The 24,537-nt window shown below is 71.2% G+C and carries 19 protein-coding genes and 2 tRNA genes; 14 read left to right on the forward strand and 7 right to left on the reverse strand.

What is annotated here, in order from left to right; translation table 11 throughout:
* Nucleotides 1-600: 600 nt before the first annotated feature.
* The 6 genes from gyrB to ACFV3R_RS01815 all read left to right on the forward strand — a co-directional run bounded on the left by gyrB (nt 601) and on the right by ACFV3R_RS01815 (nt 8,654).
* The gene (gene gyrB / locus ACFV3R_RS01790; protein WP_385573538.1) at nt 601-2,685 is read left to right on the forward strand and encodes a DNA topoisomerase (ATP-hydrolyzing) subunit B; all 2,085 of its coding nucleotides are present in this window, start codon (nt 601-603) and stop codon (nt 2,683-2,685) included.
* A gap of 101 nt (nt 2,686-2,786) precedes the next feature.
* Nucleotides 2,787-5,450: a DNA gyrase subunit A gene (gyrA, locus tag ACFV3R_RS01795; RefSeq protein WP_385573543.1), complete on the forward strand. Its 2,664-nt coding sequence runs from the start codon at nt 2,787-2,789 to the stop codon at nt 5,448-5,450.
* A gap of 194 nt (nt 5,451-5,644) precedes the next feature.
* Nucleotides 5,645-6,262, forward strand: coding sequence for a DUF3566 domain-containing protein (locus ACFV3R_RS01800; RefSeq protein WP_385573547.1), 618 nt, complete (start codon nt 5,645-5,647; stop codon nt 6,260-6,262).
* Between the two features lie 115 nt (nt 6,263-6,377).
* Nucleotides 6,378-6,451: transfer RNA gene (locus tag ACFV3R_RS01805), tRNA-Ile, on the forward strand.
* A gap of 348 nt (nt 6,452-6,799) precedes the next feature.
* Nucleotides 6,800-6,934, forward strand: coding sequence for a DLW-39 family protein (locus tag ACFV3R_RS01810; RefSeq protein ID WP_003958712.1), 135 nt, complete (start codon nt 6,800-6,802; stop codon nt 6,932-6,934).
* Between the two features lie 208 nt (nt 6,935-7,142).
* On the forward strand, nt 7,143-8,654 hold the full coding sequence (locus tag ACFV3R_RS01815) for a hypothetical protein (protein WP_385573550.1): 1,512 nt from the start codon (nt 7,143-7,145) through the stop codon (nt 8,652-8,654).
* A 90-nt stretch (nt 8,655-8,744) separates the two neighbouring features.
* Here ACFV3R_RS01815 and ACFV3R_RS01820 read toward each other — a convergent pair whose 3' ends face one another.
* Both ACFV3R_RS01820 and ACFV3R_RS01825 read right to left on the reverse strand, forming a co-directional pair.
* Entirely contained in the window at nt 8,745-10,370 is a 1,626-nt protein-coding gene (locus ACFV3R_RS01820) for a serine/threonine-protein kinase (RefSeq protein WP_385573553.1), read from the reverse strand.
* A 271-nt stretch (nt 10,371-10,641) separates the two neighbouring features.
* Complete coding sequence (locus tag ACFV3R_RS01825; protein WP_385573558.1) at nt 10,642-11,193, reverse strand: helix-turn-helix domain-containing protein; 552 nt, start codon at nt 11,191-11,193, stop codon at nt 10,642-10,644.
* Nucleotides 11,194-11,341: 148 nt separating this feature from the next.
* Here ACFV3R_RS01825 and ACFV3R_RS01830 point away from each other — a divergent pair.
* A tRNA-Ala gene (locus ACFV3R_RS01830) sits at nt 11,342-11,414 on the forward strand.
* A 175-nt stretch (nt 11,415-11,589) separates the two neighbouring features.
* On the opposite strand, the gene ACFV3R_RS01835 is transcribed toward ACFV3R_RS01830, so the two are convergent.
* Nucleotides 11,590-12,300: a DUF5324 family protein gene (locus ACFV3R_RS01835; protein WP_385573561.1), complete on the reverse strand. Its 711-nt coding sequence runs from the start codon at nt 12,298-12,300 to the stop codon at nt 11,590-11,592.
* A gap of 323 nt (nt 12,301-12,623) precedes the next feature.
* On the opposite strand from ACFV3R_RS01835, the gene ACFV3R_RS01840 reads away from it, so the two are divergent.
* Together ACFV3R_RS01840 and ACFV3R_RS01845 are read left to right on the forward strand one after the other, a co-directional pair.
* A complete protein-coding gene (locus ACFV3R_RS01840) occupies nt 12,624-13,151 on the forward strand; it encodes a peptidylprolyl isomerase (RefSeq protein WP_385573565.1) in 528 nt (175 codons plus the stop codon).
* A 380-nt stretch (nt 13,152-13,531) separates the two neighbouring features.
* Nucleotides 13,532-14,368 (forward strand): rhomboid family intramembrane serine protease, encoded by an 837-nt coding sequence (locus ACFV3R_RS01845; RefSeq protein WP_385573568.1) that lies wholly within the window; start codon nt 13,532-13,534, stop codon nt 14,366-14,368.
* Nucleotides 14,369-14,644: 276 nt separating this feature from the next.
* Here the strand turns inward: ACFV3R_RS01845 and crgA are convergent, their stop codons facing one another.
* Entirely contained in the window at nt 14,645-14,899 is a 255-nt protein-coding gene (gene crgA / locus ACFV3R_RS01850) for a cell division protein CrgA (protein WP_385573571.1), read from the reverse strand.
* Between the two features lie 141 nt (nt 14,900-15,040).
* Here crgA and ACFV3R_RS01855 point away from each other — a divergent pair, with 141 nt between their 5' ends.
* The 5 genes from ACFV3R_RS01855 to ACFV3R_RS01875 all read left to right on the forward strand — a co-directional run bounded on the left by ACFV3R_RS01855 (nt 15,041) and on the right by ACFV3R_RS01875 (nt 19,183).
* Nucleotides 15,041-15,820 (forward strand): DUF881 domain-containing protein, encoded by a 780-nt coding sequence (locus ACFV3R_RS01855; RefSeq protein ID WP_385573574.1) that lies wholly within the window; start codon nt 15,041-15,043, stop codon nt 15,818-15,820.
* Nucleotides 15,821-16,025: 205 nt separating this feature from the next.
* On the forward strand, nt 16,026-16,202 hold the full coding sequence (locus tag ACFV3R_RS01860; protein ID WP_385573578.1) for a hypothetical protein: 177 nt from the start codon (nt 16,026-16,028) through the stop codon (nt 16,200-16,202).
* Nucleotides 16,199-16,861, forward strand: a complete 663-nt coding sequence (locus ACFV3R_RS01865) for an aminodeoxychorismate/anthranilate synthase component II (RefSeq protein ID WP_385573582.1) — start codon at nt 16,199-16,201, stop codon at nt 16,859-16,861. Before ACFV3R_RS01860 ends, ACFV3R_RS01865 begins: the two co-directional genes overlap by 4 nt.
* A 194-nt stretch (nt 16,862-17,055) precedes the next feature.
* The gene (locus ACFV3R_RS01870) at nt 17,056-18,300 is read left to right on the forward strand and encodes a class E sortase (protein ID WP_385573585.1); all 1,245 of its coding nucleotides are present in this window, start codon (nt 17,056-17,058) and stop codon (nt 18,298-18,300) included.
* Nucleotides 18,301-18,526: 226 nt separating this feature from the next.
* The gene (locus ACFV3R_RS01875) at nt 18,527-19,183 is read left to right on the forward strand and encodes a class E sortase (protein WP_385573588.1); all 657 of its coding nucleotides are present in this window, start codon (nt 18,527-18,529) and stop codon (nt 19,181-19,183) included.
* Nucleotides 19,184-19,510: 327 nt separating this feature from the next.
* Here the strand turns inward: ACFV3R_RS01875 and pknB are convergent, their stop codons facing one another.
* The 3 genes from pknB to ACFV3R_RS01890 all read right to left on the reverse strand — a co-directional run bounded on the left by pknB (nt 19,511) and on the right by ACFV3R_RS01890 (nt 24,509).
* Complete coding sequence (pknB, locus tag ACFV3R_RS01880; RefSeq protein WP_385573592.1) at nt 19,511-21,508, reverse strand: Stk1 family PASTA domain-containing Ser/Thr kinase; 1,998 nt, start codon at nt 21,506-21,508, stop codon at nt 19,511-19,513.
* A 146-nt stretch (nt 21,509-21,654) separates the two neighbouring features.
* Nucleotides 21,655-23,130: a penicillin-binding transpeptidase domain-containing protein gene (locus tag ACFV3R_RS01885; protein ID WP_385573597.1), complete on the reverse strand. Its 1,476-nt coding sequence runs from the start codon at nt 23,128-23,130 to the stop codon at nt 21,655-21,657.
* The gene (locus ACFV3R_RS01890) at nt 23,127-24,509 is read right to left on the reverse strand and encodes an FtsW/RodA/SpoVE family cell cycle protein (RefSeq protein WP_385573600.1); all 1,383 of its coding nucleotides are present in this window, start codon (nt 24,507-24,509) and stop codon (nt 23,127-23,129) included. The genes ACFV3R_RS01885 and ACFV3R_RS01890 overlap by 4 nt, the downstream gene beginning before the upstream one ends.
* Nucleotides 24,510-24,537 lie beyond the last annotated feature (28 nt).

The raw sequence follows: 24,537 nt of genomic DNA on the forward strand, positions 1-24,537 counted from the left end.
CGGTCGGCCGCAGAGGCCGCGTCAGGTCTCGTCGTCGGCTTCCGGCATCGTCGGGCGTCCCGCCGAACGCAGCCAGGTCGGTAGATAGTATGACTAAACGGTCGAAATCGGTCTTGAATACCGGTAAGCGATCAAAACCGGACGACTTCGGGCCGCCGTCGCGAACGCCGGGACCGGTCCTCCGGGCCGGCCCCCGTCCCCCTTCGCCCCCGCCCGCCGCCGTGCCCCGGGCGGCTCGGGCCCTCTCGCGGGCCGCCCGTCCGAGGGTCATGCGTCCCGCCCGCCGCCTCCCCGCCCGCAAGCGCCCGCGTCATGCCTGGTCACAGCTGTGACAGGTGGTGTGGGACGGGTTCCTCGCCGGTGGTAGCCGCGGGTTGTCCACCCGAAGCGCTGGGTGCCCGTTTCAGCGTCCTGGGGCCCCGCCTCACATATGGGGAGTCGGCAGACGGCAGTTCAGGGCGGCACATGAGGACTCAGGCGCCTGCAAACCCCCATTAGTGTCGGCGCTACCGGTAGACTGGTGGACAATCCCGCCGTGTTCGCGGGACACGTCGAAAACGCAGGACGACGTAGCCGCCTCCGGCCCACGGAGACCGGCTCGTGCTGTGCCAGAAAGGGCGCTTCGTGGCCGACTCCGGCGACCTCAACGAGAACAAGACGGCTTCTAGCGAGGAGGAGGCTCCCAGCGTTCCCGAAGCGCCCGTGAGTGGCGTGACCCAGGCCGTGAAGGCACCTGCCGAGCAGGCGTCGTACGACGCCAGCGCGATCACCGTGCTGGAGGGTCTGGACGCGGTCCGCAAGCGTCCCGGCATGTACATCGGCTCCACCGGTGAGCGCGGTCTGCACCACCTCGTCCAGGAGGTCGTGGACAACTCCGTGGACGAGGCCATGGCCGGTCACGCGGACACCATCGACGTCACGATCCTGGCCGACGGCGGGGTCCGCGTCGTCGACAACGGCCGCGGCATCCCGGTCGGCATCGTGCCCTCCGAGGGCAAGCCCGCCGTCGAGGTCGTCCTGACCGTCCTGCACGCGGGCGGCAAGTTCGGCGGCGGCGGCTACGCGGTCTCCGGCGGTCTGCACGGCGTCGGCGTCTCCGTGGTCAACGCGCTCTCGACCCGCGTCGAGGTCGAGATCAAGACGGACGGCTTCCGGTGGACGCAGGAGTACAAGCAGGGCGTCCCCACCGCGCCGCTGGCCAAGAACGAGCCGACCGACGAGACCGGCACCTCGGTGACGTTCTGGGCGGACGGCTCGATCTTCGAGACCACCGAGTACAGCTTCGAGACGCTCGCCCGCCGCTTCCAGGAGATGGCCTTCCTCAACAAGGGCCTCTCCCTGCAGCTCACCGACGAGCGCGAGGGCCACGTCGACGAGGAGGGCAAGCCGCTCTCCGTCCGGTACCACTACGAGGGCGGCATCGTCGACTTCGTGAAGTACCTCAACTCCCGCAAGGGCGAGACGATCCACCCCACGGTGATCGACATCGAGGCGGAGGACACCGAGCGGCTGCTCTCGGTGGAGGTCGCGATGCAGTGGAACACCCAGTTCACCGAGGGTGTCTACAGCTTCGCCAACACCATCCACACCCACGAGGGCGGTACCCACGAAGAGGGTTTCCGCGCCGCGATGACGGGTCTGATCAACCGGTACGCGCGCGACAAGAAGCTGCTCCGCGAGAAGGACGACAACCTCACGGGTGAGGACATCCGCGAGGGGCTGACGGCCATCATCTCCGTCAAGCTCGGCGAACCGCAGTTCGAGGGCCAGACGAAGACGAAGCTGGGCAACACCGAGGCCAAGACCTTCGTGCAGAAGGTCGTCCACGAGCACCTGACGGACTGGCTGGACCGCAACCCCAACGAGGCCGCGGACATCATCCGCAAGGGCATCCAGGCCGCGACGGCCCGGGTGGCGGCCCGCAAGGCGCGCGACCTGACCCGCCGCAAGGGCCTGCTGGAGACCGCCTCGCTCCCCGGCAAGCTCAGCGACTGCCAGTCCAACGACCCGACGAAGTGCGAGATCTTCATCGTCGAGGGGGACTCCGCCGGCGGCTCGGCGAAGTCCGGTCGGGACCCGCAGTACCAGGCGATCCTCCCGATCCGCGGCAAGATCCTCAACGTCGAGAAGGCCAGGATCGACAAGATCCTGCACAACAACGAGGTCCAGGCGCTGATCTCGGCCTTCGGCACCGGCGTGCACGAGGACTTCGACATCTCCAAGCTCCGTTACCACAAGATCATCTTGATGGCGGACGCCGACGTCGACGGCCAGCACATCACCACCCTGCTGCTGACCTTCCTCTTCCGCTTCATGCGGCCGCTGGTCGAGGAGGGGCACGTCTACCTCTCCCGTCCGCCGCTGTACAAGATCAAGTGGGGCCGGGACGACTTCGAGTACGCCTACTCCGACCGGGAGCGCGACGCGCTGATCGCGCTGGGGCGGCAGAACGGCAAGCGCATCCGGGACGACTCCGTGCAGCGCTTCAAGGGCCTCGGCGAGATGAACGCCGAGGAGCTGCGGATCACGACGATGGACATCGACCACCGGGTGCTCGGCCAGGTGTCCCTGGACGACGCGGCGCAGGCGGACGACCTGTTCTCGGTGCTGATGGGTGAGGACGTGGAGGCACGCCGCTCCTTCATCCAGCGCAACGCCAAGGACGTCCGCTTCCTCGACATCTGAGCGACCCCGACCTCCCAGCCGCCCGTCGGCTCACGGCCCCCGCCCTTAAGGCGGCGGGGGCCCCTCGCGCCCGTCACGGCAGATAAGGACCGATACGAACAATGTCCGACGACAACACTCCACCGATCCCGGAAGGCGTGACCGCCGAGGGCGCCGCGCCCGCCGTCGAGGGCGTGGGCATGCGGGTCGAGCCGGTCGGGCTCGAGACGGAGATGCAGCGCTCCTACCTGGACTACGCGATGTCGGTCATCGTCTCGCGTGCGCTGCCGGACGTCCGCGACGGCCTCAAGCCCGTCCACCGCCGTGTGCTGTACGCCATGTACGACGGCGGGTACCGCCCGGAGAAGGGCTTCTACAAGTGCGCCCGCGTCGTCGGCGACGTGATGGGCAACTACCACCCCCACGGTGACTCCTCGATCTACGACGCGCTGGTGCGGCTGGCGCAGCCGTGGTCGATGCGGATGCCGCTGGTGGACTCCAACGGCAACTTCGGCTCGCCCGGCAACGACCCCGCGGCGGCCATGCGCTACACCGAGTGCAAGATGGCGCCGCTGTCGATGGAGATGCTCCGGGACATCGACGAGGAGACCGTCGACTTCCAGGACAACTACGACGGGCGTTCCAAGGAGCCGACGGTCCTGCCGGCCCGGTTCCCGAACCTGCTGATCAACGGTTCGGCCGGCATCGCGGTCGGCATGGCCACCAACATCCCGCCGCACAACCTGCGCGAGGTGGCCGCCGGTGCCCAGTGGGCGCTGGACCACCCCGAGGCGAGCAGCGAGGAGCTGCTGGAAGCCCTCATCGAGCGCATCAAGGGGCCGGACTTCCCCACCGGCGCGCTGGTGGTGGGCCGCAACGGCATCGAGGACACCTACCGCACCGGGCGCGGCTCGATCACCATGCGGGCCGTCGTCGAGGTCGAGGAGATCCAGAACCGGCAGTGCCTGGTCGTCACCGAACTGCCGTACCAGGTCAACCCCGACAACCTCGCGCAGAAGATCGCCGACCTGGTCAAGGACGGCCGGATCGGCGGCATCGCCGACGTCCGTGACGAGACCTCCTCGCGCACCGGTCAGCGCCTGGTCATCGTGTTGAAGCGGGACGCCGTCGCCAAGGTCGTCCTCAACAACCTCTACAAGCACACCGACCTGCAGACCAACTTCGGCGCCAACATGCTGGCGCTGGTCGACGGCGTGCCCCGGACCCTGTCGCTGGACGCGTTCATCCGCAACTGGGTGGCGCACCAGGTCGAGGTCATCGTGCGACGGACGAAGTTCCGGCTGCGCAAGGCCGAGGAGCGCGCCCACATCCTGCGCGGCCTGCTCAAGGCGCTGGACGCCATCGACGAGGTCATCGCGCTGATCCGGCGCAGCGACACCGTCGAGGTGGCCCGCGGCGGCCTGATGGACCTGCTGGAGATCGACGAGATCCAGGCCAACGCCATCCTGGAGATGCAGCTGCGGCGCCTGGCGGCCCTGGAGCGGCAGAAGATCATCCAGGAGCACGACGAGCTCCAGGCCCGGATCGACGAGTACCGCGCGATCCTCGCCTCCGAGCAGCGCCAGCGCCAGATCATCGGCGAGGAGCTGACCGCGCTGGTGGAGAAGTACGGCGACGACCGGCGCTCGAAGCTGGTGCCGTTCGAAGGCGACATGTCCATCGAGGACCTCATCGCCGAGGAGGACATCGTCGTCACGATCACCCGTGGCGGCTACGTCAAGCGGACGAAGACCGACGACTACCGTTCGCAGAAGCGGGGCGGCAAGGGCGTGCGTGGCACCAAGCTGCGCGAGGACGACATCGTCGACCACTTCTTCGTCTCCACCACCCACCACTGGCTGCTGTTCTTCACCAACAAGGGGCGGGTCTACCGCGCCAAGGCGTACGAGCTGCCCGACGCCGGCCGGGACTCGCGCGGTCAGCACGTCGCCAACCTGCTTGCCTTCCAGCCCGACGAGCAGATCGCCCAGATCCTCGCGGTGCGCGACTACGACGTGGCGCCCTACCTGGTGCTGGCGACCAAGTCGGGCCTGGTGAAGAAGACGCCGCTCAAGGACTACGACTCGCCCCGTTCCGGCGGCGTCATCGCGATCAACCTGCGGCAGATGCCGGACGGGCGCGAGGACGAGCTGATCGGCGCCGAGCTGGTCTCCGGCGAGGACGACCTGCTGCTGATCTCCAAGAAGGCGCAGTCCATCCGCTTCACCGCCACCGACGAGGCGCTCCGGCCCATGGGCCGCGCCACCTCGGGTGTGAAGGGCATGAGCTTCCGCGAGGACGACGAGCTGCTGTCGATGAACGTGGTGCGGGCCGGCACCTACGTCTTCACCGCGACCGACGGCGGCTACGCCAAGCGCACCTCGGTGGACGAGTACCGCGTCCAGGGCCGTGGCGGCCTGGGCATCAAGGCCGCCAAGATCGTGGAGGACCGCGGTGAGCTGGTCGGCGCCCTGGTGGTCGAGGCGTCCGACGAGATCCTGGCGATCACCCTCAGCGGTGGTGTGATCCGTACGCGGGTCGAAGGGGTTCGTGAAACCGGTCGTGACACCATGGGCGTCCAACTGATCAACCTGGGCAAGCGAGATGCCGTGGTCGGCATCGCGCGGAACGCCGAGGCGGGTCGGGAGGCCGAGGAGGTCGCTCCCGAGGGTGAACCGGACGACGAGCAGGCCCTCGACGGGGGCGCGGAAGCGTCCGTGGCGGAAGCCGCGGCACCCGGCACCGAGGGCGGCGCGGCCGAGGACGGCGAGTCCGGGAGCGAGTGAGGCAGGGAGCAGGACGTGAGTGGAGCGTGTGACGCCGTGCGGTGTGCGGCGGCCCCGCGGGGCCAGGGACCGCCTGTCGCGGCGTCCGGCTCCACCACGTCCCTGCGACCGGCGTCGCCCGCCCTCGCGCCCGACCCCTCACCGGCAGTCCCGGCACCGGCCCGGGCGGCCCACACCGCTGCACCACCGCCACGATGGACGACGGCCCCCGCCAGGAGGGCTCCTACCAGGGGGGAACCGTGACCGACACCCGCCAGCCCTATCCCCAGCAGCCCTCGCAGCGGCAGCCGCAGCCGACGCCCCCGCCGCAGCAGGGCGGGACGCGTGGCGCCGGCGCCCAGCCCTACCAGCCGCCGCAGGCCTACGAGACCGCCTCGACGGTCCCGGGCGGCCAGCAGGGCGGCGTGCGGCGGCCCCGCACCGGTGCGCGCACGACGCCGCGTACCCGCAAGGCCCGGCTGCGGGTCGCGCGGGCCGATCCGTGGTCGGTGATGAAGGTCAGCTTCCTGCTCTCGGTGGCGCTGGGCGTCTGCACGGTCGTCGCCGTCGCGGCGCTGTGGATGGTGATGGACACCATGGGTGTCTTCGCCACCGTGGGCAACACCATCAGCGACGCCACCAACGCGGGCGGGGGCGGCGGCTTCGACCTCCAGTCCTTCCTGTCGCTGCCGCGGGTGATGGTGTTCACCGCCGTCATCGCGGTGATCGACGTGGTGCTGGCGACCGCGCTCGCCACCCTGGGCGCCTTCCTCTACAACCTGTCGGCCGGCTTCGTCGGCGGCGTGGAACTGACGCTCGCCGAGGACGAGTGACCCTCCGGGGCCGCCCGTCCGCCGCTCTCCCCGCCGGTCACGGCCGCACCTGAGCGGGCGGCCACCGCCGATTTGGGGAACGCCTCTGAAGTGCGCTAATCTTCAGGGGCAGCGCGGGGCTATAGCTCAGACGGTTAGAGCGCTTCCCTGATAAGGAAGAGGCCACAGGTTCAAGTCCTGTTAGCCCCACCGCGCGAAGGGCCCCCACCGGGAATGGTGGGGGCCCTTCGGTTTGTCCGCGGCGGCGGACGGGCAGCGTGCGGACCGGCGGAGGCGGGGTCGCGGTGGGCCGTCACGGAGAGGCTTCCGCGCTTCCTGCCGGGGTTCCGGATTCGCGTGCGGGCGCGACCTCGAAGTCGGGCGGAGGCGAGGCCCCGAGGGGCCGTGCACCGCTCTCACCGTGGACGAGGCCGGGCTCCGCGGACGGCGCCCGGCCTGGCGTGGCTTCGCGGGCTCCTTAGATAACCGGCAGGTATCGGCCGTGTGTATCATCGGCCGTCAGAGGTCCCCTACGTCAAGGAAAGACGAGGTCGCGCGGTGAAGAAGCTTCTCCTGGTCGCACTGGCCGCCATCGGCGGGCTCCTCGTGTACCGCCAGATCCAGGCGGATCGCGCCGAGCAGGATCTGTGGACGGAGGCGACCGACTCCGTGCCCGCAGGTTCGGGTGTGTGAGTCGCACCCCGCAGTCGATTCGTACGGGCCCCGGTCACCGCAGAGGTGACCGGGGCCCTGTGCGTGGGGGCGGTGGTCTGCGTACCGTGCTGGGGTACGGACGGGCGGGGCCGCGGTCGGTGTGGGGACGCGGTGACCCGTGACGCGCGGCTAGGTGCCGGGAGGGGCTGTGGTGCGAGGTCGGGGGGCTGGGGCCGGGGTGCCCGGCGTGGCACGGGTCCTCGCGGCGGGGGCCGTCGCGGTGTGGGCGGTGGGAACGGCCGGGGCGCCGGCGGCGCGGGCCGCGACCGGCCGGGGAGCGGTGCAGCAGCAGTGGGCTGCGGGGACCTCGGCACGGGCCGGCGCAGCGGGGGCGCGAGGGCTGGACGCCGCAGGGGACGCACCGGGTGGGGGGATGGTGCTCGGCGGGTCCGGGTCGCCCGCCTCGGGGAGCGGAAACGGTTCGGGGGCCAGGGCGTACCGGCCCTCCCCCGAGGCCCACAAGGTCACCGGCGGCCACAGCAGCAAGGAGGCGCCCACCCTCGCGGCGGGCCTCTCCACGGACGAGGTGGCGCCGGAGGAGACCCGGTACTACGCGGTCAGGCTGGACGCCACCTCGGACGTGTACGTCTCGGCGGTGGCGGCGCCGGTGCCGGGTACCAGGGTCGAGGGCCGGGAGGACTCCCTGTCGGTGACCCTGCGGGACGGGCAGGGCAGGGCCTGCGGGCCGCAGGGGCTCACCCGCTTCCAGGCCGACGGCATGACGTACCCGGTGGCCGACTACACCGTCCGCAGGGCAGGTGAGGGGGGCGGGCCGTGCCGGGCGGCCGGGGTCTACTACGTGGCGGTGGAGCGGCGGGCCGGAGTCGTCTCGGCGGCCGAGCCGTGGCCGGTGGAGCTGCGGGTGATGACCGAGCCGGGCCTGAAGGGCGAGGCACCGAAGCAGCCCTCCCCGTCGGCGTCCGGCACCGGCGAACCGGCGCCGCCCGACGGCAGCGCGCGCCGGGTGAGCGGGGGGACGGGTTTCGACGACGCGGCCGAGGTCCACAGCGGCGTCTGGCGGGACCACCTGGCCCCGGGCGAGACGCGCTTCTACCGGGTCCCCGTCGACTGGGGGCAACGCCTCCAGGCCAGGGCCGAGTTCGGCGGCTCCGGGGCGGGTACGCAGCCCCTGGTGGACGGTTGGGGACTGAGCGCCTACAACCCGGCCCGCGGCGCGGTGGGCCGGGGCCGCTTCGTCACCGTGGACGCCGCGGGTGACTCCGCGGGGCTGTGGACCGCCCCGGTGGCCTACGGCAACCGCGAGAACCCGGACGAGGCGGTGGGGGCGATGCGGATGGCGGGGACGTACTACCTGGCGGTGTCGCTGTCCCCGGCCGCCGCGAAGTCCTGGGGGGACGGTGTCGACCTCACGCTGCGGGTCAACGTGGTCGGGCGGCCCGCCGCGGCGCCGGACTACCGGGCGGCGCCGGGGGCCTTCTCGGTCGCCGATCCCGATCCGGGGGTGGCGGCGGGCCACGGCGGGACGGGCAGCGGTGGGGCTTCCTCGTCGTCCGGCGGTTCGGCGGGAGCCGGCGGAAGCACCGGCTCCGCGGGCACGGCAACCGGCAGCGGGGTGCCGCCGCTGCGGATCGCGGGCTGGGCCGGCATCGGCACCGGCGTGACGCTGCTCGCCGTGCTGGCCGGCTGGACGGTGCTGGCCAGGCGCCGGGCCCCGGCGACCTCGCAGTCCTGGGGGTGAGTCAGGACGCCTTGAGGGGGCGGACGTTCGCCCGGGTGCCTCCCGGTGCTCCTCGATCCCGTTGCGCCCTCTGTGGGCCGCTCAGAGCCCTCAGCCGACGCTCAACGCCCAGACGCCGAAGGCGATACAGGCCAGCGCCAGGACGAGCAGGGTGACGACGGCTGCCCGTGGCGGGCCGGTCCGGCGCGGGACGGTACTGAGGGGCTCCGGGAGGGCGGCCGGCACCGGGTGGGCCACTGCGGGCAGGAGGCCGCCGGTGTCGGGGGTGGCGTCCGGCGTGGGAAGGCCGGCGGTCGGCAGGGGGTGGGGCAGCGCGGGCGGGAGGAGGCCGTCGGCCTCGGGTGCCGGGGCGTGGGGGAGGTGGGGCGCCGCAGTGGGGGTGTGGGGGTGTGCGGGGTAGGGCGTGGCCGTGTGGGGCGCCGGGGCCGGCTGGGGTTCGGCGCCGGGCGGGCCGAAGGCCGGGGGCGGCGGGGCCGAGGGGGTGGGCGTCGCGTCGTGGGCGGCGGTCGCGGCCGTTCCGCCCGCCGGTGGGGCAGCGGGCGGCGGCGGGGCGTGCGTGGGCGCCGGGGGCAGTCCGACCGTGGGGGGTACGAGGGGCCGCTGCGGGGCGGGGCCGACCTCGCCCCGGGAGGGGGTGTGTTCGCCGGAGCGGTCCTGCGTGCCGTTGCCGCCCTCGCCACCGTCCTGGCCGGAGCCCGTCGTGGCGGGGTGCGGGCCGGGCGGTGCGGTGGCCGGGGCGGGGCCGGGCTGCGGGGGTGCGGGGAGGGTCTGGGCCTGGGCGAAGGCGGCGCTGTGACCGGGGTCTGCCGGGCGGCGGCCGTGGCGGCCCCGGGAGCGGGCCTCGGGCCCGTCGGCGCCGAAGCCGTCGGGCAGCGGGCCGAGGTGGTCGAAGACCTCGACCACCTCGTCGTCGACGGTGTCCTCGGGCAGCGCCTCGACCGCCGCGAGCAGGGCCTTGCGGGCCCCCGGGGCCGTCTTGAAGCGGGCGTCGGGGTCCGGCTGGAGCAGCAGGGCCAGCACCTGCCAGAGCGCGCCGGGCACCTCGCGCGGTGGCGGCGGGGTGCCCTTCCCGAAGAGCTCGACCAGTGCCCGGGCGTCCGGCTTGGCCCCGGTGAGCAGGTAGAGGGCGACCAGGCCGACGGCGTACAGGTCGGCGGGGAAGTCCGGTTCCTCGCCCTGGAGTTGCTCGGGCGCGATGTAGCCCGGGGTCCCGACGACGATGTCGAACTCCGTCAGCCGGGGTTCGCCCTTGCGCAGCGCGATGCCGAAGTCCGACAGGCGCAGGTGCGGGCGGCCCGTCCCGGTCGCCTCCAGCAGGAGGTTGGCGGGCTTGATGTCGCGGTGGACTATCCCCTCGGTGTGGACGGCGGCCAGCCCGCCCAGCAGCTGGTCGAGCAGGAGGCAGGTCAGGCGGGGGGAGAGCGGCCCGTAGTCGCCGACGAGGTGGACCAGTGAGCCGCCGCCGACGAGGTCCATGGTGAAGAGGACCTTGTCGTCGTCGGCGGCCCAGCTGAGCGGCGTGAGGACGTGGGGGTGGTCGATCCGGACCGCCTGTTCGCGTACGAAGCGCAGCAGCGTGTGGGCGTCGCTCTGCCGCAGCACCTTGGCGGCCACGTAGCGCCGCCGCCGGTGGTCCCAGGAACGCCAGACCGCGCCGGTGCCGCCGTGGCCGATCGGGTCGACCAGTTCGTAGCGTCCCGCGAAGACCTCACCCATCACGCGCCCCGTCCGTCAACGCTCAACTTCCCCTCCGTGGCGTGCCGGCCGGCGTACCCGCCCGGACGGCGCGTGCGACGCTGCCGGCCTGCCGCTGCTCGGTGACGGCGGCAGGGGGACGTGTGCCCGGGCCCCGCCTGTTCTCCCCCGGCGGTCGCGGTGCCTTTGTGGTCGTGGTCGGCGACCGGACGGCGTTGCGGTGCGGAGGGGGAGGGCGGGGTGCCGGCCGTCCCGGGGCCGGCGGTGTGCGGGGCAGTGGCCCGCGGGTGGTTCAGCTCTGGTGGGCCTCGTAGTGGGCCACCGCGTCGGCCGTGCGGCCCGCGCCGTAGACCCGGAGGAACTCTGCCAGTTCGGGGTGGCTCACGGCGAGGGAGTCGGCGGCGTCGATGATGTCCCCGGCGGCCGAGACCGACCTCAGCAGGGACTGGATCTCGCGGACCACGCGGCGCACCGTCGTCGCCCCGGTCGAGGAGGTGTGGGGGGTGGAGTTGCCGGTGAGGACCGAGCCGCCCGCCGCCTTCTTGATCTCCTCCATGCGCCCGGTGGCCTCGGCCGCGCTCACACTGCCGTCCGCCACCTGTCCGGCGAGCTCCTGGAGGGCCTGCACCCGCTGGACCACCGCGGGGTTGCCGATCTTGGCGCGCTGGCCGCTCATGAGCTGGGAGAGCATCGGGGCGGAGAGGCCGAGGACCGAGGCCAACCTGGCCTGGTTGAGGCCGAGGTCGTCGATGAGCCGGCGGAAGAGCACGCCCAGGGGCTCGCCGTACCAGGTGCGCTGTAGCTCGCGGGCTCGGGTGGTGGCTTCCTGCTGGCTCGCGTCCATGGTTTCTCCCCTGTTCCCCGGACCGCATCGCATCACTGCGGATCGCTTCGCTGCCGCGAATCTCGCGGGGTAATCCTACGAAGGGGCGGGAGTGCGATCGATACCCGGTCGGGAAAGGCCTGCGCGACCAGGTACCCTGGTCGCCGACGGGGCCTTAGCTCAGTTGGTAGAGCGCTGTCTTTGCATGGCAGATGTCAGGGGTTCGACTCCCCTAGGCTCCACAGGAAGAACCCCTCCGGGCTGCGGAAACGCGGACCGGAGGGGTTCTGTCGTACCGGGCGGGCCAGGTTCCTCGCCGTGGCGCCCGGGGCCGGAAACCCGGCGACCCCGTGCGGCGGCCGCGGGGGCTGCGCGCACGGGGTCGTGAGGAGGGTGGGGCGCCGTGGGAGGCGATCGTCACCGGGAGCCGCCGCTGCCCTTCTTCTCCTCGTCCCGCTTCGCTTCGACGTCCGGGTCCAGGCGGGTGGAGCCGGCGTCGGCGTCCCCGGTGAGCGGGGCGCGGTCGGGGATGTCGGTGGGGGCCGGCGGCTCGACCAGCCAGTCCGGGTTGGCCTGGCGGTCCCACCACTTCCAGGCTGCGACGGCCCCGCCGGCGAGCAGGCCGAGCACCGCCAGGCGCTTGGCGAGGCGACCCGTGCGGCTGCGCCGGTTCTTCTTGCGCACCAGCTTCTCGATCTCGGCGGCGGTCACCTGGCCCCGCAGGGCGGCCAGCGCGGCGCCGCCGCGCGTCACGGCCTCCTCGCGCACCGGCTCGGCCGTGGTGCGCGCGGTGTTGACGGCCTGCTCCACGTAAGGCGCCGCGTAGGCACCGGCCTGGCGGGCGGCGCGGCGGGTGGTGGCGGCGGCGCGGGTCGCGGCGGCGTCGACCTTCGGCGGCAGCGAGCTGCGGGCGGTGTCCAGGCGCGGCTGGACGTGGGAGTCGTACTGGGTGCGGGCCTGGTGGGCGGCCTCGGCGACCACGGGCGCCAGACGGGTCCGGGCCTCCTGGGCGCAGCTCACGGCGGCCTTGGCGGCCTGCTCGGCGTACGGAGACACCACGTCCGCGGCGTGCCGCACGCTGTCCCTTGCCGTGTCGGTCGCGGCGCGCACGCTGTCCTTGCGGGTCACGGGATCCTCCTCCTCGGTGGTGTGTCCGGGGCTGGGGGAGTTTCCCCAGGCATCTCCCCAGGTCTGCTGTGTCGCCTGTCCATACCAGGCAAGATCATGCCTGCTTCACCCGGTGGCGGCATGTGTGACCGGGCATACGGGGCATCGGTGTCGCACGGGGCGGGTGGTGCGGCCCGGGAGCGGCCGGGGCGACACCGGAGGTGACTGCGGGGCGGAGGCGGGCCGGCTCGGCGGGTCGGGGGTCCGGTGGTGCTCGTGGGACCTTCGGGCGGGTTCGTGCGAGGATCGGAGGCCGTCAGTGAGGACTTATCGGAAGGTAGATCGTGGCTGAAGAGCTCTACGCCACCCTGAAGACCAACCAGGGCGACATCGAGGTGCGGCTGCTGCCGAACCACGCGCCCAAGACGGTCAAGAACTTCGTCGAACTCGCCCAGGGCGAGCGCGAGTGGGTGGACCCCTCGACCGGACAGAAGACCACTGCCCGTCTGTACGACGGCACCGTCTTCCACCGCGTGATCAGCGGTTTCATGATCCAGGGCGGTGACCCCCTGGGCAACGGCACCGGCGGTCCCGGTTACCAGTTCGGCGACGAGTTCCACCCGGACCTCGCCTTCGACCGCCCCTACCTGCTGGCCATGGCCAACGCCGGCCCGGGCACCAACGGCTCGCAGTTCTTCATCACCGTCTCGCCGACGACGTGGCTGACCGGCAAGCACACCATCTTCGGTGAGGTCACCAGCGAGGCCGGCAAGAAGGTCGTGGACGCCATCGTCTCCACGCAGACCAACCCGCGCACCGACCGCCCGGTCAACGACGTGGTCATCGAGTCGGTCGTCATCGAGACCCGCTGAGGCACCGCTCTCCCCGGGGAACCTTCGGGCCCCGCCCGGTCGTCGATCGGGCGGGGCCCGCGGCGTGCCCGCCCGGTCACCGGCCGGCGAGCGGGCCGGCGTGGCCCGGCCGCCGGATCGGGTGACGATCGGGCACCGCGAGCCGGGATGAGACGGCCGGTGCGGGGAATGCCCCGGTCGACAGCAGCCAGCAGGGGAAGAGACGAGGACCGATGGACCAGGTGCCGGCCAGCCCGGACAGACCGCACGAGCCGAGGCCGCCGGGGAGCGGCGACGCCACGGGCCCGGCCGGAGGGGCCACGCCCCACGGCCCCGGGAGGCCGTCGGGCACTTCGGGGAGCGGGGGAGAGGCCGGGCCGCCGCCGCAGCACCACGCGCCGATGACCTGCTACCGGCACCCCGGCCGGGAGACCGGAATCCGCTGCACCCGCTGTGATCGGCCGATCTGTACGGACTGCATGGTCAACGCCTCGGTCGGCTACCAGTGCCCGGAGTGCGCGCGGAGCGAGGCGCACAGCGTCCGGGCCACCCGGCCCCGCACGGTCGTCGGGGGCCGGCTCACCTCCACCTACGGGCTCGTCACCAAGGTCCTCATCGGCATCAACCTGGTGGTCTTCCTGGCCTCACTGGCCGACCAGGCGCTGGTCGGCCACCTGGAGCTGATCGGTCGGGCCGTCGACCCCGGCTCCTTCCAGGTCGTCGGGGTGGCCGAGGGGGAGTGGTGGCGGCTGCTGACCGCCGTCTTCCTCCACCAGGAGATCCCGCACATCGCGCTGAACATGCTGTCGTTGTGGTGGATCGGGCCGTCGCTGGAGGCCGCGCTGGGCAGGGTGCGCTACCTCGCGCTCTACCTGCTCGCGGGGTTGGGCGGCAGCGCGCTGTCCTACCTGCTGGCGGCGCAGAACCAGCCCTCGCTGGGGGCGTCCGGAGCCATCTTCGGGCTGCTGGGCGCGACGGCGGTGCTGATGCGCCGGCTCGGCCAGGACATGCGGCCCGTGCTGGTGCTGCTCGTCATCAACCTGGTCTTCACCTGGGTGGTGCCGGGGATCGCCTGGCAGGCACACGTCGGCGGCCTGGTGGTGGGGGCTGCCGTGGCCTTCGGCATGGTCCACGCACCACGTGGGCGTCGGAACCTGGTGCAGGGCGCGACCTGTGCGGTGACGCTGCTGGTGATCGTGGCGGTGGTCTGGGCGCGCACCGCGGTGCTCCTCGGCTGAGGCGCCGGGGCCGGTGGGCCGCGCACGCGGGGCAGGACGAGAACACCCGCTGTGGACAGTTGTCCACAGCGGGTGTCGAACTGTGTGCGATCCCTCCGCCGGTCGGGCGGGGAGTTCCTCGAATGCACGTTTCCCCTGACAGGACAGGGGATCGATCGGCTGAGCCACTCGTCGAAAGGTCACACCGGCGTCAACCGGCGAAGGGTTATCCACAGATCTTCTGAAGTTTTCCCCGGCTGTGGATAACTGTGTGGATGGCCTTGGGCAGGGCTTGCGCTACTTCCACTGAGTGGATACGCCGAAGCCCACCGCGATGAACCCGAAGCCGACCACGATGTTCCAGTTGCCCAGCGCGGAGAGGGGCAGGTCTCCCTTGGAGACGTAGAAGACCACGATCCACGCGAGCCCGATGATGAACATCGCCAGCATCAGCGGGGCCACCCAGCGGCGACCGGAGTTCAACCGGATCGCTGTGGTCTTCGCCGGCGGCGGCGTGAAGTCGTCCTTCTTGCGGATGCGGGACTTCGGCACGAGGAACTCTCCTGTCGATGCGCTGCGTGACCGCGCGGGTGCACGGGGGCGGTGCCGGGGGACGCCTCGGGGAGCCGTCGTTCGCCCCCTGGGCGTCCGTTAGCGTAGTCCTTCCGAGGCGTCGTAAGGAGTAAGGGTACGTTGAGCACTTCGACCGACTCCCCCCGCCGTCCGGACCGGGGCCGCCTGCGGCCCGTGCGGTTGCTCACCGTCGGCGTCTTCGCCCTCGCGGGGCTCCTCTTCTTCGTGAGCTTCGACACCGCCCGCGGCACCGACCTGCGCTCGGACAACTCGATGCTGCGGCTGTCGGACCTGATCCAGGAACGCAGCGACAAGAACCACGCGCAGGACGACCGCAACGCCTCCCTGCGCGGCGACGTGGACCGCCTGAGCGGCCGGGGCAACGGCACCACCGCGGCCGCCCAGGCCGAGCTGAAGGCGCTGGAGGGGCAGTCGGGAACCCGGCCGGTCAGCGGCCAGGGCCTGACGGTGACCCTCACCGACGCTCCCCCCGACGCCACCCCCAAGGTCCCCGGCGTACCCGACCCGCAGCCCAACGACCTCGTGATCCACCAGCAGGACCTGCAGGCCGTCGTCAACGCCCTCTGGCAGGGCGGGGCCACCGGCATCCGGATCATGGACCAGCGCCTGATCTCCACCAGCGCGGTGCGCTGCGTCGGCAACACCCTGATCCTCCAGGGGCGGGTCTATTCGCCGCCCTACAAGATCACCGCGGTCGGGAACCGCAACAAGCTGAACGCGGCGCTGACCGCCTCGGCGGCGATCCAGAACTACCTGCTGTACGTGAACGCCTACGGTCTGGGCTGGAAGGTCGACATGCTCGACCACACCACGCTGCCCGGCTACCACGGCAACATCGACCTGCACTACGCGCAGCCGGTTCCGTCGCCGGGACACTGAGGCCGGGCGGCCGGCCCCGAGGGGCTCGCGGCGCCGACCGACGGCACCCCGCCGCCCACCGCCCCGGGAGCGGTACACCATCGGGAGCAGGGCCGCCGTTTTCCTGCGGCTGCCCCCACGCCGCCGGGCCGCGCCCCGTACTCTTGGGGGGCAATCGACCCGACACGGGCGTCACCGTCATCGGCAAGGTAGGGGCAGCGTCAGCATGTACGGCTGGATCTGGCGGCATCTGCCGGGCAACGCGTGGGTGAAGGCGTTGCTCTCGGCTGTGCTCGTCCTGGTGATCGTCTACGTCCTCTTCCAGTACGTCTTCCCGTGGGCGGAGCCGCTGCTGCCGTTCAACGATGTCACCGTCGACGAGGGGATGGCCGCCGTCCGATGAGTACCAGGATTCTCGTAGTCGACAACTACGACAGCTTCGTCTTCAACCTCGTCCAGTACCTCTACCAGCTCGGTGCCGAGTGCGAGGTGCTGCGCAACGACGAGGTGGACACCGCGCACGCCGCCCTCCGCACCGGGCCCGGCGCGGACGGTTTCGACGGCGTGCTGCTCTCCCCCGGCCCCGGCACCCCGGAGGACGCCGGTGTCTGCGTCGACATGGTGCGCCACTGCGCCTCGGCCGGGCTGCCCGTCTTCGGCGTCTGCCTGGGCATGCAGTCGATGGCGGTGGCCTACGGCGGAGTGGTCGGCCGGGCCCCCGAGCTGCTGCACGGCAAGACCTCCGAGGTCTCCCACGAGGGCGGAGGTGTCTTCGCGGGGCTGCCCACCCCCTTCACCGCCACCCGCTACCACTCGCTCGCGGTGGAGCCCGACACCGTCCCCGCCGAGATGGTGGTCACGGCCTGGACGGACGGTGGCATCCCCATGGGCATGCGCCACCGTGAACTCGCGGTCGAAGGCGTCCAGTTCCATCCGGAGTCGGTCCTGACGCAGTGGGGCCACCGGATGCTGGCCAACTGGTTGACGGAGTGCGGGGACACCGAGGCTGTGGAGCGTTCGGCGGGGCTCGCCCCGGTGGTCGGCAGCAAGGCCGGCGCGTGAGCCAACCCCACCCCGACCGCGAGGACGCACTGCCCGACCCCCACCGGCGGAGTCGGTACGGCGAGACCCAGCGGTCCTGGGGGGCGCACCAGGGGACGCCGGACCGGAGTGGCCAGCAAGGGGCCCGGGGGCGGCACGGGGAGGGCGCAGGGCGGCTCTGGGAGGGCCAAAGCGGGGCCTACGAGGGGGGCGGCATGCAGGGCGGGGGGAGCAGAGGTGCGGCAGGGCGCCACGCGGGTTCCTGGGAGGACGTGGTCGGCGGGCTCGCCGACCCGCTGACCGACCCTCTGACCGCCCCGTTGCCCAACCCGTTGACCGATCCGTTGACCGATCCGGTGGGAGGCCCGACGGGCGGTCCGGTCGATGTTCCCCACCCACCGCACGCTTCCTCCCCTTACGAGGCGACCGGTTCGCGGAGACACGGCCCGGCCCCGCGCCGGAAGGAGCCCGTGGGAAGCCAACCTGCGATGGACAACGAGACCATGGCACTGCGTCAGCCGACCGATCTCCTTGCCACGGGTACAGCCGGTCCGCGGGCTCCGGAGCCGGACCCGGACGACGCTGTTTCACGTGAAACAGTGCCCGGTGGGCGAGCTGCCCGGCGTAAGGCGGCGCAGCAGGCGGCCAGACGCCACCGCAGGGGCCGGCCCGCCGCCTCAGCGTCCGGGGCAGGGGCGACGGAGTCGGGGGAAGGCGAGGGCGAGAAGCGGCCGCTCTCCCGGGTGGAGGCCCGGCGGCTGGAGCAGCGGGCCAAGAAGGACAACGCGAGCATCATCGTCAGCCGGGTCATCGGCGAAACGTTCATCACCCTGGGCGTCCTGATGCTGCTCTTCGTGACGTACCAGCTGTGGTGGACCAACGTGCGCGCGGGGAACGAGGCCGGGGGCGAGGCCAACAACCTCCAGCAGCAGTGGAACTCCAGCAAGGAGCCGGACCGCAGCGCCGGTGCCTTCTCGCCCGGTCAGGGCTTCGCCATCATGTACATCCCGAAGCTGGACGTGCGGGCCCCCATCGCCGAGGGGGTCGGCAAACAGGCGGTGCTGGACAAGGGCATGGTAGGCCACTACGACCAGGGCGCCCTCAAGACGGCCATGCCCTGGGACAAGCAGGGCAACTTCGCCACGGCCGCCCACCGCAACACCCACGGCGAGCCCTTCCGCTACATCAACCGGCTCGTCAAGGGCGACAAGGTCGTCGTGGAGACCAGCAGCACCTTCTACACCTACGAGGTGACGAGCATGCTGCCGCAGACCTCGCCGTCCAACACCAGCGTCATCAAGCCCGTCCCGGTGGGATCGGGCTTCACCAAGCCAGGCCGGTACATCACGCTGACCACGTGTACGCCGGAGTTCACGAGTACCTACCGGTTGATCGTCTGGGGCAAGATGGTCGAGGAGCGGCCCCGCAGCGAGGGCAAACCGGACGCGCTGGTCAACTGAGACCACGGAGGGGAACGCGGTGACTGCCACCGGACATGACGACGCCGAGCCGCCCGCACGCCGGAGCGTGTCGTCGGACGGGGCCACGCCGTCTACGGGGAAGGCCGGGGAGGACGGGGAGGCAGTCACCGTCCCCGGCCCCCGAGAGGCCGAGGAGGCGCCGTCCCCCGGCGCCGCGGCCACTCCCCCGCGCGGCAGTCGCAGGCGAGGGGCGCTCGCCACGACCGTGAGTGTCATCGGGGAGCTGATGATCACGGTCGGCCTGGTGCTCGCGCTCTTCGTCGTCTACTCCCTGTGGTGGACCAACGTCCTCGCCGACCGGGACGCCCACCGGCAGAGCGACACCGTGCGCAAGCACTGGGCGCAGGCCCCGAAGGACACCGGCCCGGGAGCGCTCGACACCAAGGACGGCATTGGGTTCCTGCACGTCCCCGCGATGCGCAACGGTGAGGTGCTGGTCATGAAGGGCACCGGCACGCCCGTCCTCAACAAGGGAGTTGCCGGCTACTACACCAAGCCGGTCAAGTCAGCGCTGCCGGACGCCAAGGAGGGGAACTTCACGCTGGCCGCGCACCGGGACGGCCACGGTGCGAAGTTCCACAACATCGACAAGGTGAAGAAGGGCGACCCGATCGTCTTCGAGACGCGGGACACCTGGTACGTCTACCGGATCTTCGCCACGCTCCCGCAGACCTCCAAGTACGACACCGACGTGCTGAAGAAGGTGCCCAAGGAGTCCGGCAAGAAGAAGCCGGGCCGGTACATCACCCTGACGACCTGCACGCCGGTGTACACCTCGACCTACCGGTACGTGGTCTGGGGCGAGCTGGAGCGGACGCAGAAGGTCGACGCCGACCGGACGCCGCCCAAGGAACTGGACTGACGCAGGGGCGGTCCGCCGCAGCGGTGTGCGCTTGCGGTAACCGCCGCCTTGGTGGACGGGTGCCGCCCCAGGAGGTCCGCCGGAGGAGGTCCCCTCGGCTTCGGAGACGTCAGGAAGCCGGAGACCCGGGCCCTCCGCCTTCGGTTCCGGATGCGAGTGTCCCGACCTTCACCGCGTGCGGTGGTGGGTCGCGAGCCGTGGTCACGGAGTGGCGGCGGCGGTCCGTCCGCCCCAGCCGGGACCGCCGCAATGACTGAGGGCCCCGGCGCGGTGCCGGGGCCCTCAGTGATCAGCGCGTGCGCTCCTGGCGGAGCCTCACCGGCAGGGTCAGCCCTGGCCTCCGATGAAGCCTCCGCCGCCCGGCTGGCCGTGGTTGCCGCCGTCCCCGGACATGGTCACCAGGGTCACCTTGTCGCCCTTGTTGACGGGCTGCCCGGCGCCCGGCTGGGTCATGACCACCTTGGCGTTGTCATCGTTCGGGCCCTTGACGTCCGGCTGGAGGCCGGCGCTCTGCAGGGCGTTCTTGGCGTCCTTCAGAGCGGTGCCCGGGGCGATGTTGGGCACCGTCGTCTGCTCGGGCGCCTTCCCGACGTTGAGGGTGACCGTGGAGCCCTTCTTGGCCTGGGTGTTGCCGTTGGGGGACTCCGCGACGACCTTGCCGACCTGGTTGGCGTCACCGGTCTCCTGGTCCTCGCCCTTCTGGACCTGGAAGCCCATGGCCTCCAGCTGGGCCTTCGCCTCGTCGAAGCCCTTGCCGGTGACGTCCGGCACCTGCACGGTGGGGCTCTCGCTGGCGATGGACAGGGTGATCTGCGTGTCCTTGGAGACCTTTTCGCCCTTGGCCGGGTCCTGGTCGACGACGGTGCCCTTGTCGCGCTCGGAGGTGACGGGCTTGGTGGTGACGTTCTCGAAGCCCTTGTCCTTGAGCTCCTGCTCCGCCTCCTCCTGCGTGTAGCCCGTCACGCTCGGCACAGTGATCTTCTCGGCGCCCGAGCAGAGGGTGACCGTGACCGTGTCGTTCTTGCTGATCTGGGAACCGTCGCCCGGGGACTGCTTGGTGACCTGGCCCTTCTCCACGTTGTCGCAGGGCTGCGAGTCACCCTTGACGACCTTGAACCCACGGTTGACACCTGCGGCCTTGGCCTCGCTGAGGGTCTTGCCCGTGAGGTCGGGTGTGTCGAACTGTCCGTTGCCGACACCGCCACCGCCGAACATCGCCTTGGCGATGAAGATGGCACCGACCAGGACCAGGACGCCGGCGACCGCCAGGATGATCGTGGAGGTGTGCTTCTTGCCGCCACCACCGCCGCCACCGCGCCGCCGGTCGGGGCGGTCGTCGTAGCCGTAGCCCCCGTCCTCGGGGTTCATGGGCGGCAGCATTGTGGTCTGACCGGCCGGCTCCTGGGCGCGGAGCATCGTCGTCGGCTGGTCCTGCGCGCCGTAGCCGCCGGCCATGACGCCCATGGCCGCGGTCGCCGCGACCGGCTGGCCGTCCAGCGCCGCCTCGATGTCGGCCCGCATCTCGTCCGCCGACTGGTAGCGGTAGTCCGGGTCCTTGACCAGCGCGCGCAGGACGATGGCGTCCATCTCCGGCGTGATCTCGTGGTCGAAGGTGCTCGGGGTCTGCGGCTCCTCCCGGACGTGCTGGTACGCCACCGCGACCGGGGAGTCGCCCACGAAGGGCGGCCGGACCGTCAGCAGCTCGTAGAGGAGGCAGCCTGTGGAGTACAGGTCGGAGCGGGCGTCGACGCTCTCGCCCTTGGCCTGCTCCGGGGAGAGGTACTGGGCGGTGCCGATGACCGCGGCCGTCTGCGTCATCGTCATGCCCGCATCGCCCATGGCACGGGCGATGCCGAAGTCCATCACCTTGACCTGGCCGGTGCGCGTCAGCATGACGTTCGCCGGCTTGATGTCGCGGTGGACGATCCCGTTGCGGTGCGAGTACTCCAGCGCCTGCAGAATGCCGACGGTCATCTCCAGCGACCGCTCGGGCAGCAGCTTGCGGCCGGAGTGCAGCAGCTCACGGAGGGTGGAACCGTCGACGTACTCCATCACGATGTACGGGATGGAGACGTTGTCGACGTAGTCCTCGCCGGTGTCGTACACCGCGACGATCGCCGGATGGTTCAGCGAGGCGGCCGACTGGGCCTCACGGCGGAAGCGGGCCTGGAAGGACGGGTCACGGGCAAGGTCCGCCCGCAGCGTCTTCACAGCGACGGTGCGCCCGAGACGTGTGTCATGGGCGAGGTACACCTCGGCCATGCCGCCTCGACCGAGCACCGAGCCCAGTTCGTACCGCCCGCCGAGGCGACGCGGCTCTTCCATAGCTACTCCAGCCCTCTCCGTGGGTCCCGACCGCACCGTGCGTGTGGTCCGGCGGTGTGCTGTTCGGCCCTACCGTACCCGGGACGACACGCCGACCCCGGCCTCGATCAGGACCCGATACCCGACCGGTACGGGGGTGACCTGGGTCACTTTTTGCCGTCCAGAACCGCCTCCATCACGGCTTTTGCGATGGGAGCGGCGAGCTTGCCGCCCGCGACGTCGTCCCGGAGTGTGTTGGAACTCTCGATGACGACGGCCACGGCGACGGGGGACCCGCTGCCCTGCTTCGCGTACGAGATGAACCAGGCGTAAGGCGTCTTGCTGTTGTTCTCGCCGTTCTGCGCGGTACCGGTCTTACCGCCCACGTCGACGCCCGGGATCTGCGCGCTGGTTCCGGTGCCCTTGTCGACGACCGTCTTCATGGCGTCCTGGAGCATCGCCGCGTGCTCGGGGGTGAGCGGGGTGCTCATCACCTTCGGGCTGAACTGCTTGATCACGTTGAGGTTGGGGGCGACGAGCTGGTCGACCATGTGCGGCTGCATGAGCTTGCCGTTGTTGGCCACCGCGGCGGCCACCATCGCCATCTGGAGCGGGGTGGCGCGGTTGGAGGCCTGCCCGATGCCGTCCATGGCGTTCTGCGGCCGGTTGTCCTTCGGGTAGACGCTCTCCGCGGGCCAGACCGGGGTGTCGATCTCCGCGTTGTTGAACCCGAACTTCTCGGCCTCGGCCCGCATCTTGTCGTTGCCGAGATCGGCGCTCATCTTGCCGAACACGCTGTTGCAGGAGAGCCGGAGCGCCTCACGGATGCTGACGTTCTCGCAGGGGATGTTGCCCTCGTTGTTCAGCGGCTGGTGGTTGGTGTCCGGCAGGTAGAAGGGCACCGGCGACTTGGTGTGCTCGTCGACGTTGTCGTAGAGGCCGTTCTCCAGGCCTGCGGAGGCGGTGACGATCTTGAAGGTGGAACCGGGCGGGTAGGTCTGCCGCAGCGCCCGGTTCAGCATCGGCTGGTCCTTGGACTTCAGGAGCTTCGTCCACTCCTTGCCGTCCTTGGAGCCCATGCCGGCGATGTCGGAGGGGTCGTACGAGGGGGCGGAGGCCAGCGCGAGGATCGCCCCGGTCTGCGGGTTGATGGCGGCGACCGCGCCCTTGGTGCCCGGGTTCTTCGTCAGACCGGCGTAGGCGGCCTTCTGGGCGGCGGGGTTCAGCGTGGTGACCACGTCGCCGCCCTTCTGCTTCTCACCCGTGAACATGTCAACCGTACGGCTGAAGAAAAGGCTGTCGTCGGTGCCGGTGAGTATGCCGTCGTACAGCTTCTCCAGCTGCGTCTGCCCGAAGGCCTGCGAGGCGCGGCCGGTGACCGGCGCCCACATCGGGCCGTCCTTGTAGGTGCGCTCGTACTTGAAGTCGCCGGTGTCGGTGACGGTGGACCCCGTGACGGACTTGCCGCCCGCGACGACGATGTTGCCCCGCGGCGTGCTGTAGCGCTCGATGGCAACCCTGCGGTTGTGCGGGTCGTTCTTGAGGTCGTCGCCCTGGACGAACTGCACCCAGTTGGTGCGGACGAGGAGGGCTAGCACGAGGAGGCCGCAGAAGATGGCGACCCTGCGCAGGGGTTTGTTCACGGACGGACCACCTGGGTCATCTCGACGTCGGGGGACGGGGCGGGCGCGGGGGCCGGGCGGCGCGCGGTGTCGCTGATGCGCAGCAGGACCGCCACGAGCGCCCAGTTGGCGATGACGGAGGAGCCGCCCTGGGCCAGGAACGGCATGGTCATACCGGTCAGCGGGATCAGTCCGGTGACACCGCCCGCGACGACGAAGACCTGGAGCGCGAAGGCGCCGGAGAGGCCGACGGCCAGCAGCTTGCCGAAGGGGTCGCGGGCGGCCAGCGCGGTGCGGATGCCGCGCTCGATGAGCAGCCCGTACAGCAGCAGGATGCCCATCAGGCCGGCCAGGCCCAGCTCCTCGCCTGCGGTGGCGAGGATGTAGTCGCTCTTGGCCGCGATGCCCTGGATGAGCCGGGAGTAGCCCTGGCCGAGGCCCGAGCCGAGGATGCCGCCGGAGCCGAAGGAGTACATGGCCTGGGCCGTCTCGGTCACGCCGCCGTTCTCCAGTGCCAGCGGGTGCAGCCAGTGCTGGACGCGGCCCTGGACGTGCGGCTCGAAGGAGGCGACCGCCACTGCGCCGCCGGCGCTGAGCAGCAGGCCGAAGACGATCCAGCTGGTCCGCTCGGTGGCCACGTACAGCATGATCACGAAGAGGCCGAAGAAGAGCAGCGAGGTGCCCAGGTCGGTCTCGAAGACGAGGATCATCAGGCTGATCGCCCAGATCATCAGGATCGGCCCGAGGTCGCGGCCGCGGGGCAGGTACATGCCCATGAAGCGGCGGCTGGCCAGCGCCAGGGCGTCGCGCTTCACCATGAGGTAGCCGGCGAAGAAGATCGAGATGATGATCTTGGCGAACTCGCCGGGCTGCAGCGAACCCAGGCCCGGGATGGTGATCCAGATCTTGGCGCCGTACCGGCCGGGGAAGAAGGCCGGGGCGATGAGCAGGACCAGCGCGACGACCATCGAGATGTAGGTGTAGCGCTGCAGGACGCGGTGGTCCTTGAGGAAGACGACGATCGCGAGGAAGAGGGCGATGCCCAGGGTCGACCACATCAGCTGGTTCGGCGCCATGGCGCTGCCCAGCGAGGGTTCCTGGTCCAGTCGCCAGATCAGGACCAGGCCGAGTCCGTTGAGGAGCGTCGCGATGGGCAGCATCAGCGGGTCCGCGTAGGGCGCCCACTTGCGCACCACCAGGTGCGCTATGCCTGCGAGGAGGCCGAGGCCCAGCGTGTAGCCGATGACGCCCGCCGGAACGGAGCCGTTCTTGGCGAGACCGACGTTGATGTACGCGAAGACCGGGATCAGTACCGCGAAGATCAGCAACGCCAGTTCGGTGTTGCGCCGGCTCGGGGCACCGATGGTGCCGATGGTGGTGGTGTTACTGGTGCTGCTCATGAGTGTGTCTCCGGCCCCCTACCCCTCG

The sequence above is a fragment of the Streptomyces sp. NPDC059740 genome, from assembly GCF_042733155.1.
Taxonomy (GTDB): Bacteria; Actinomycetota; Actinomycetes; order Streptomycetales; family Streptomycetaceae; genus Streptomyces.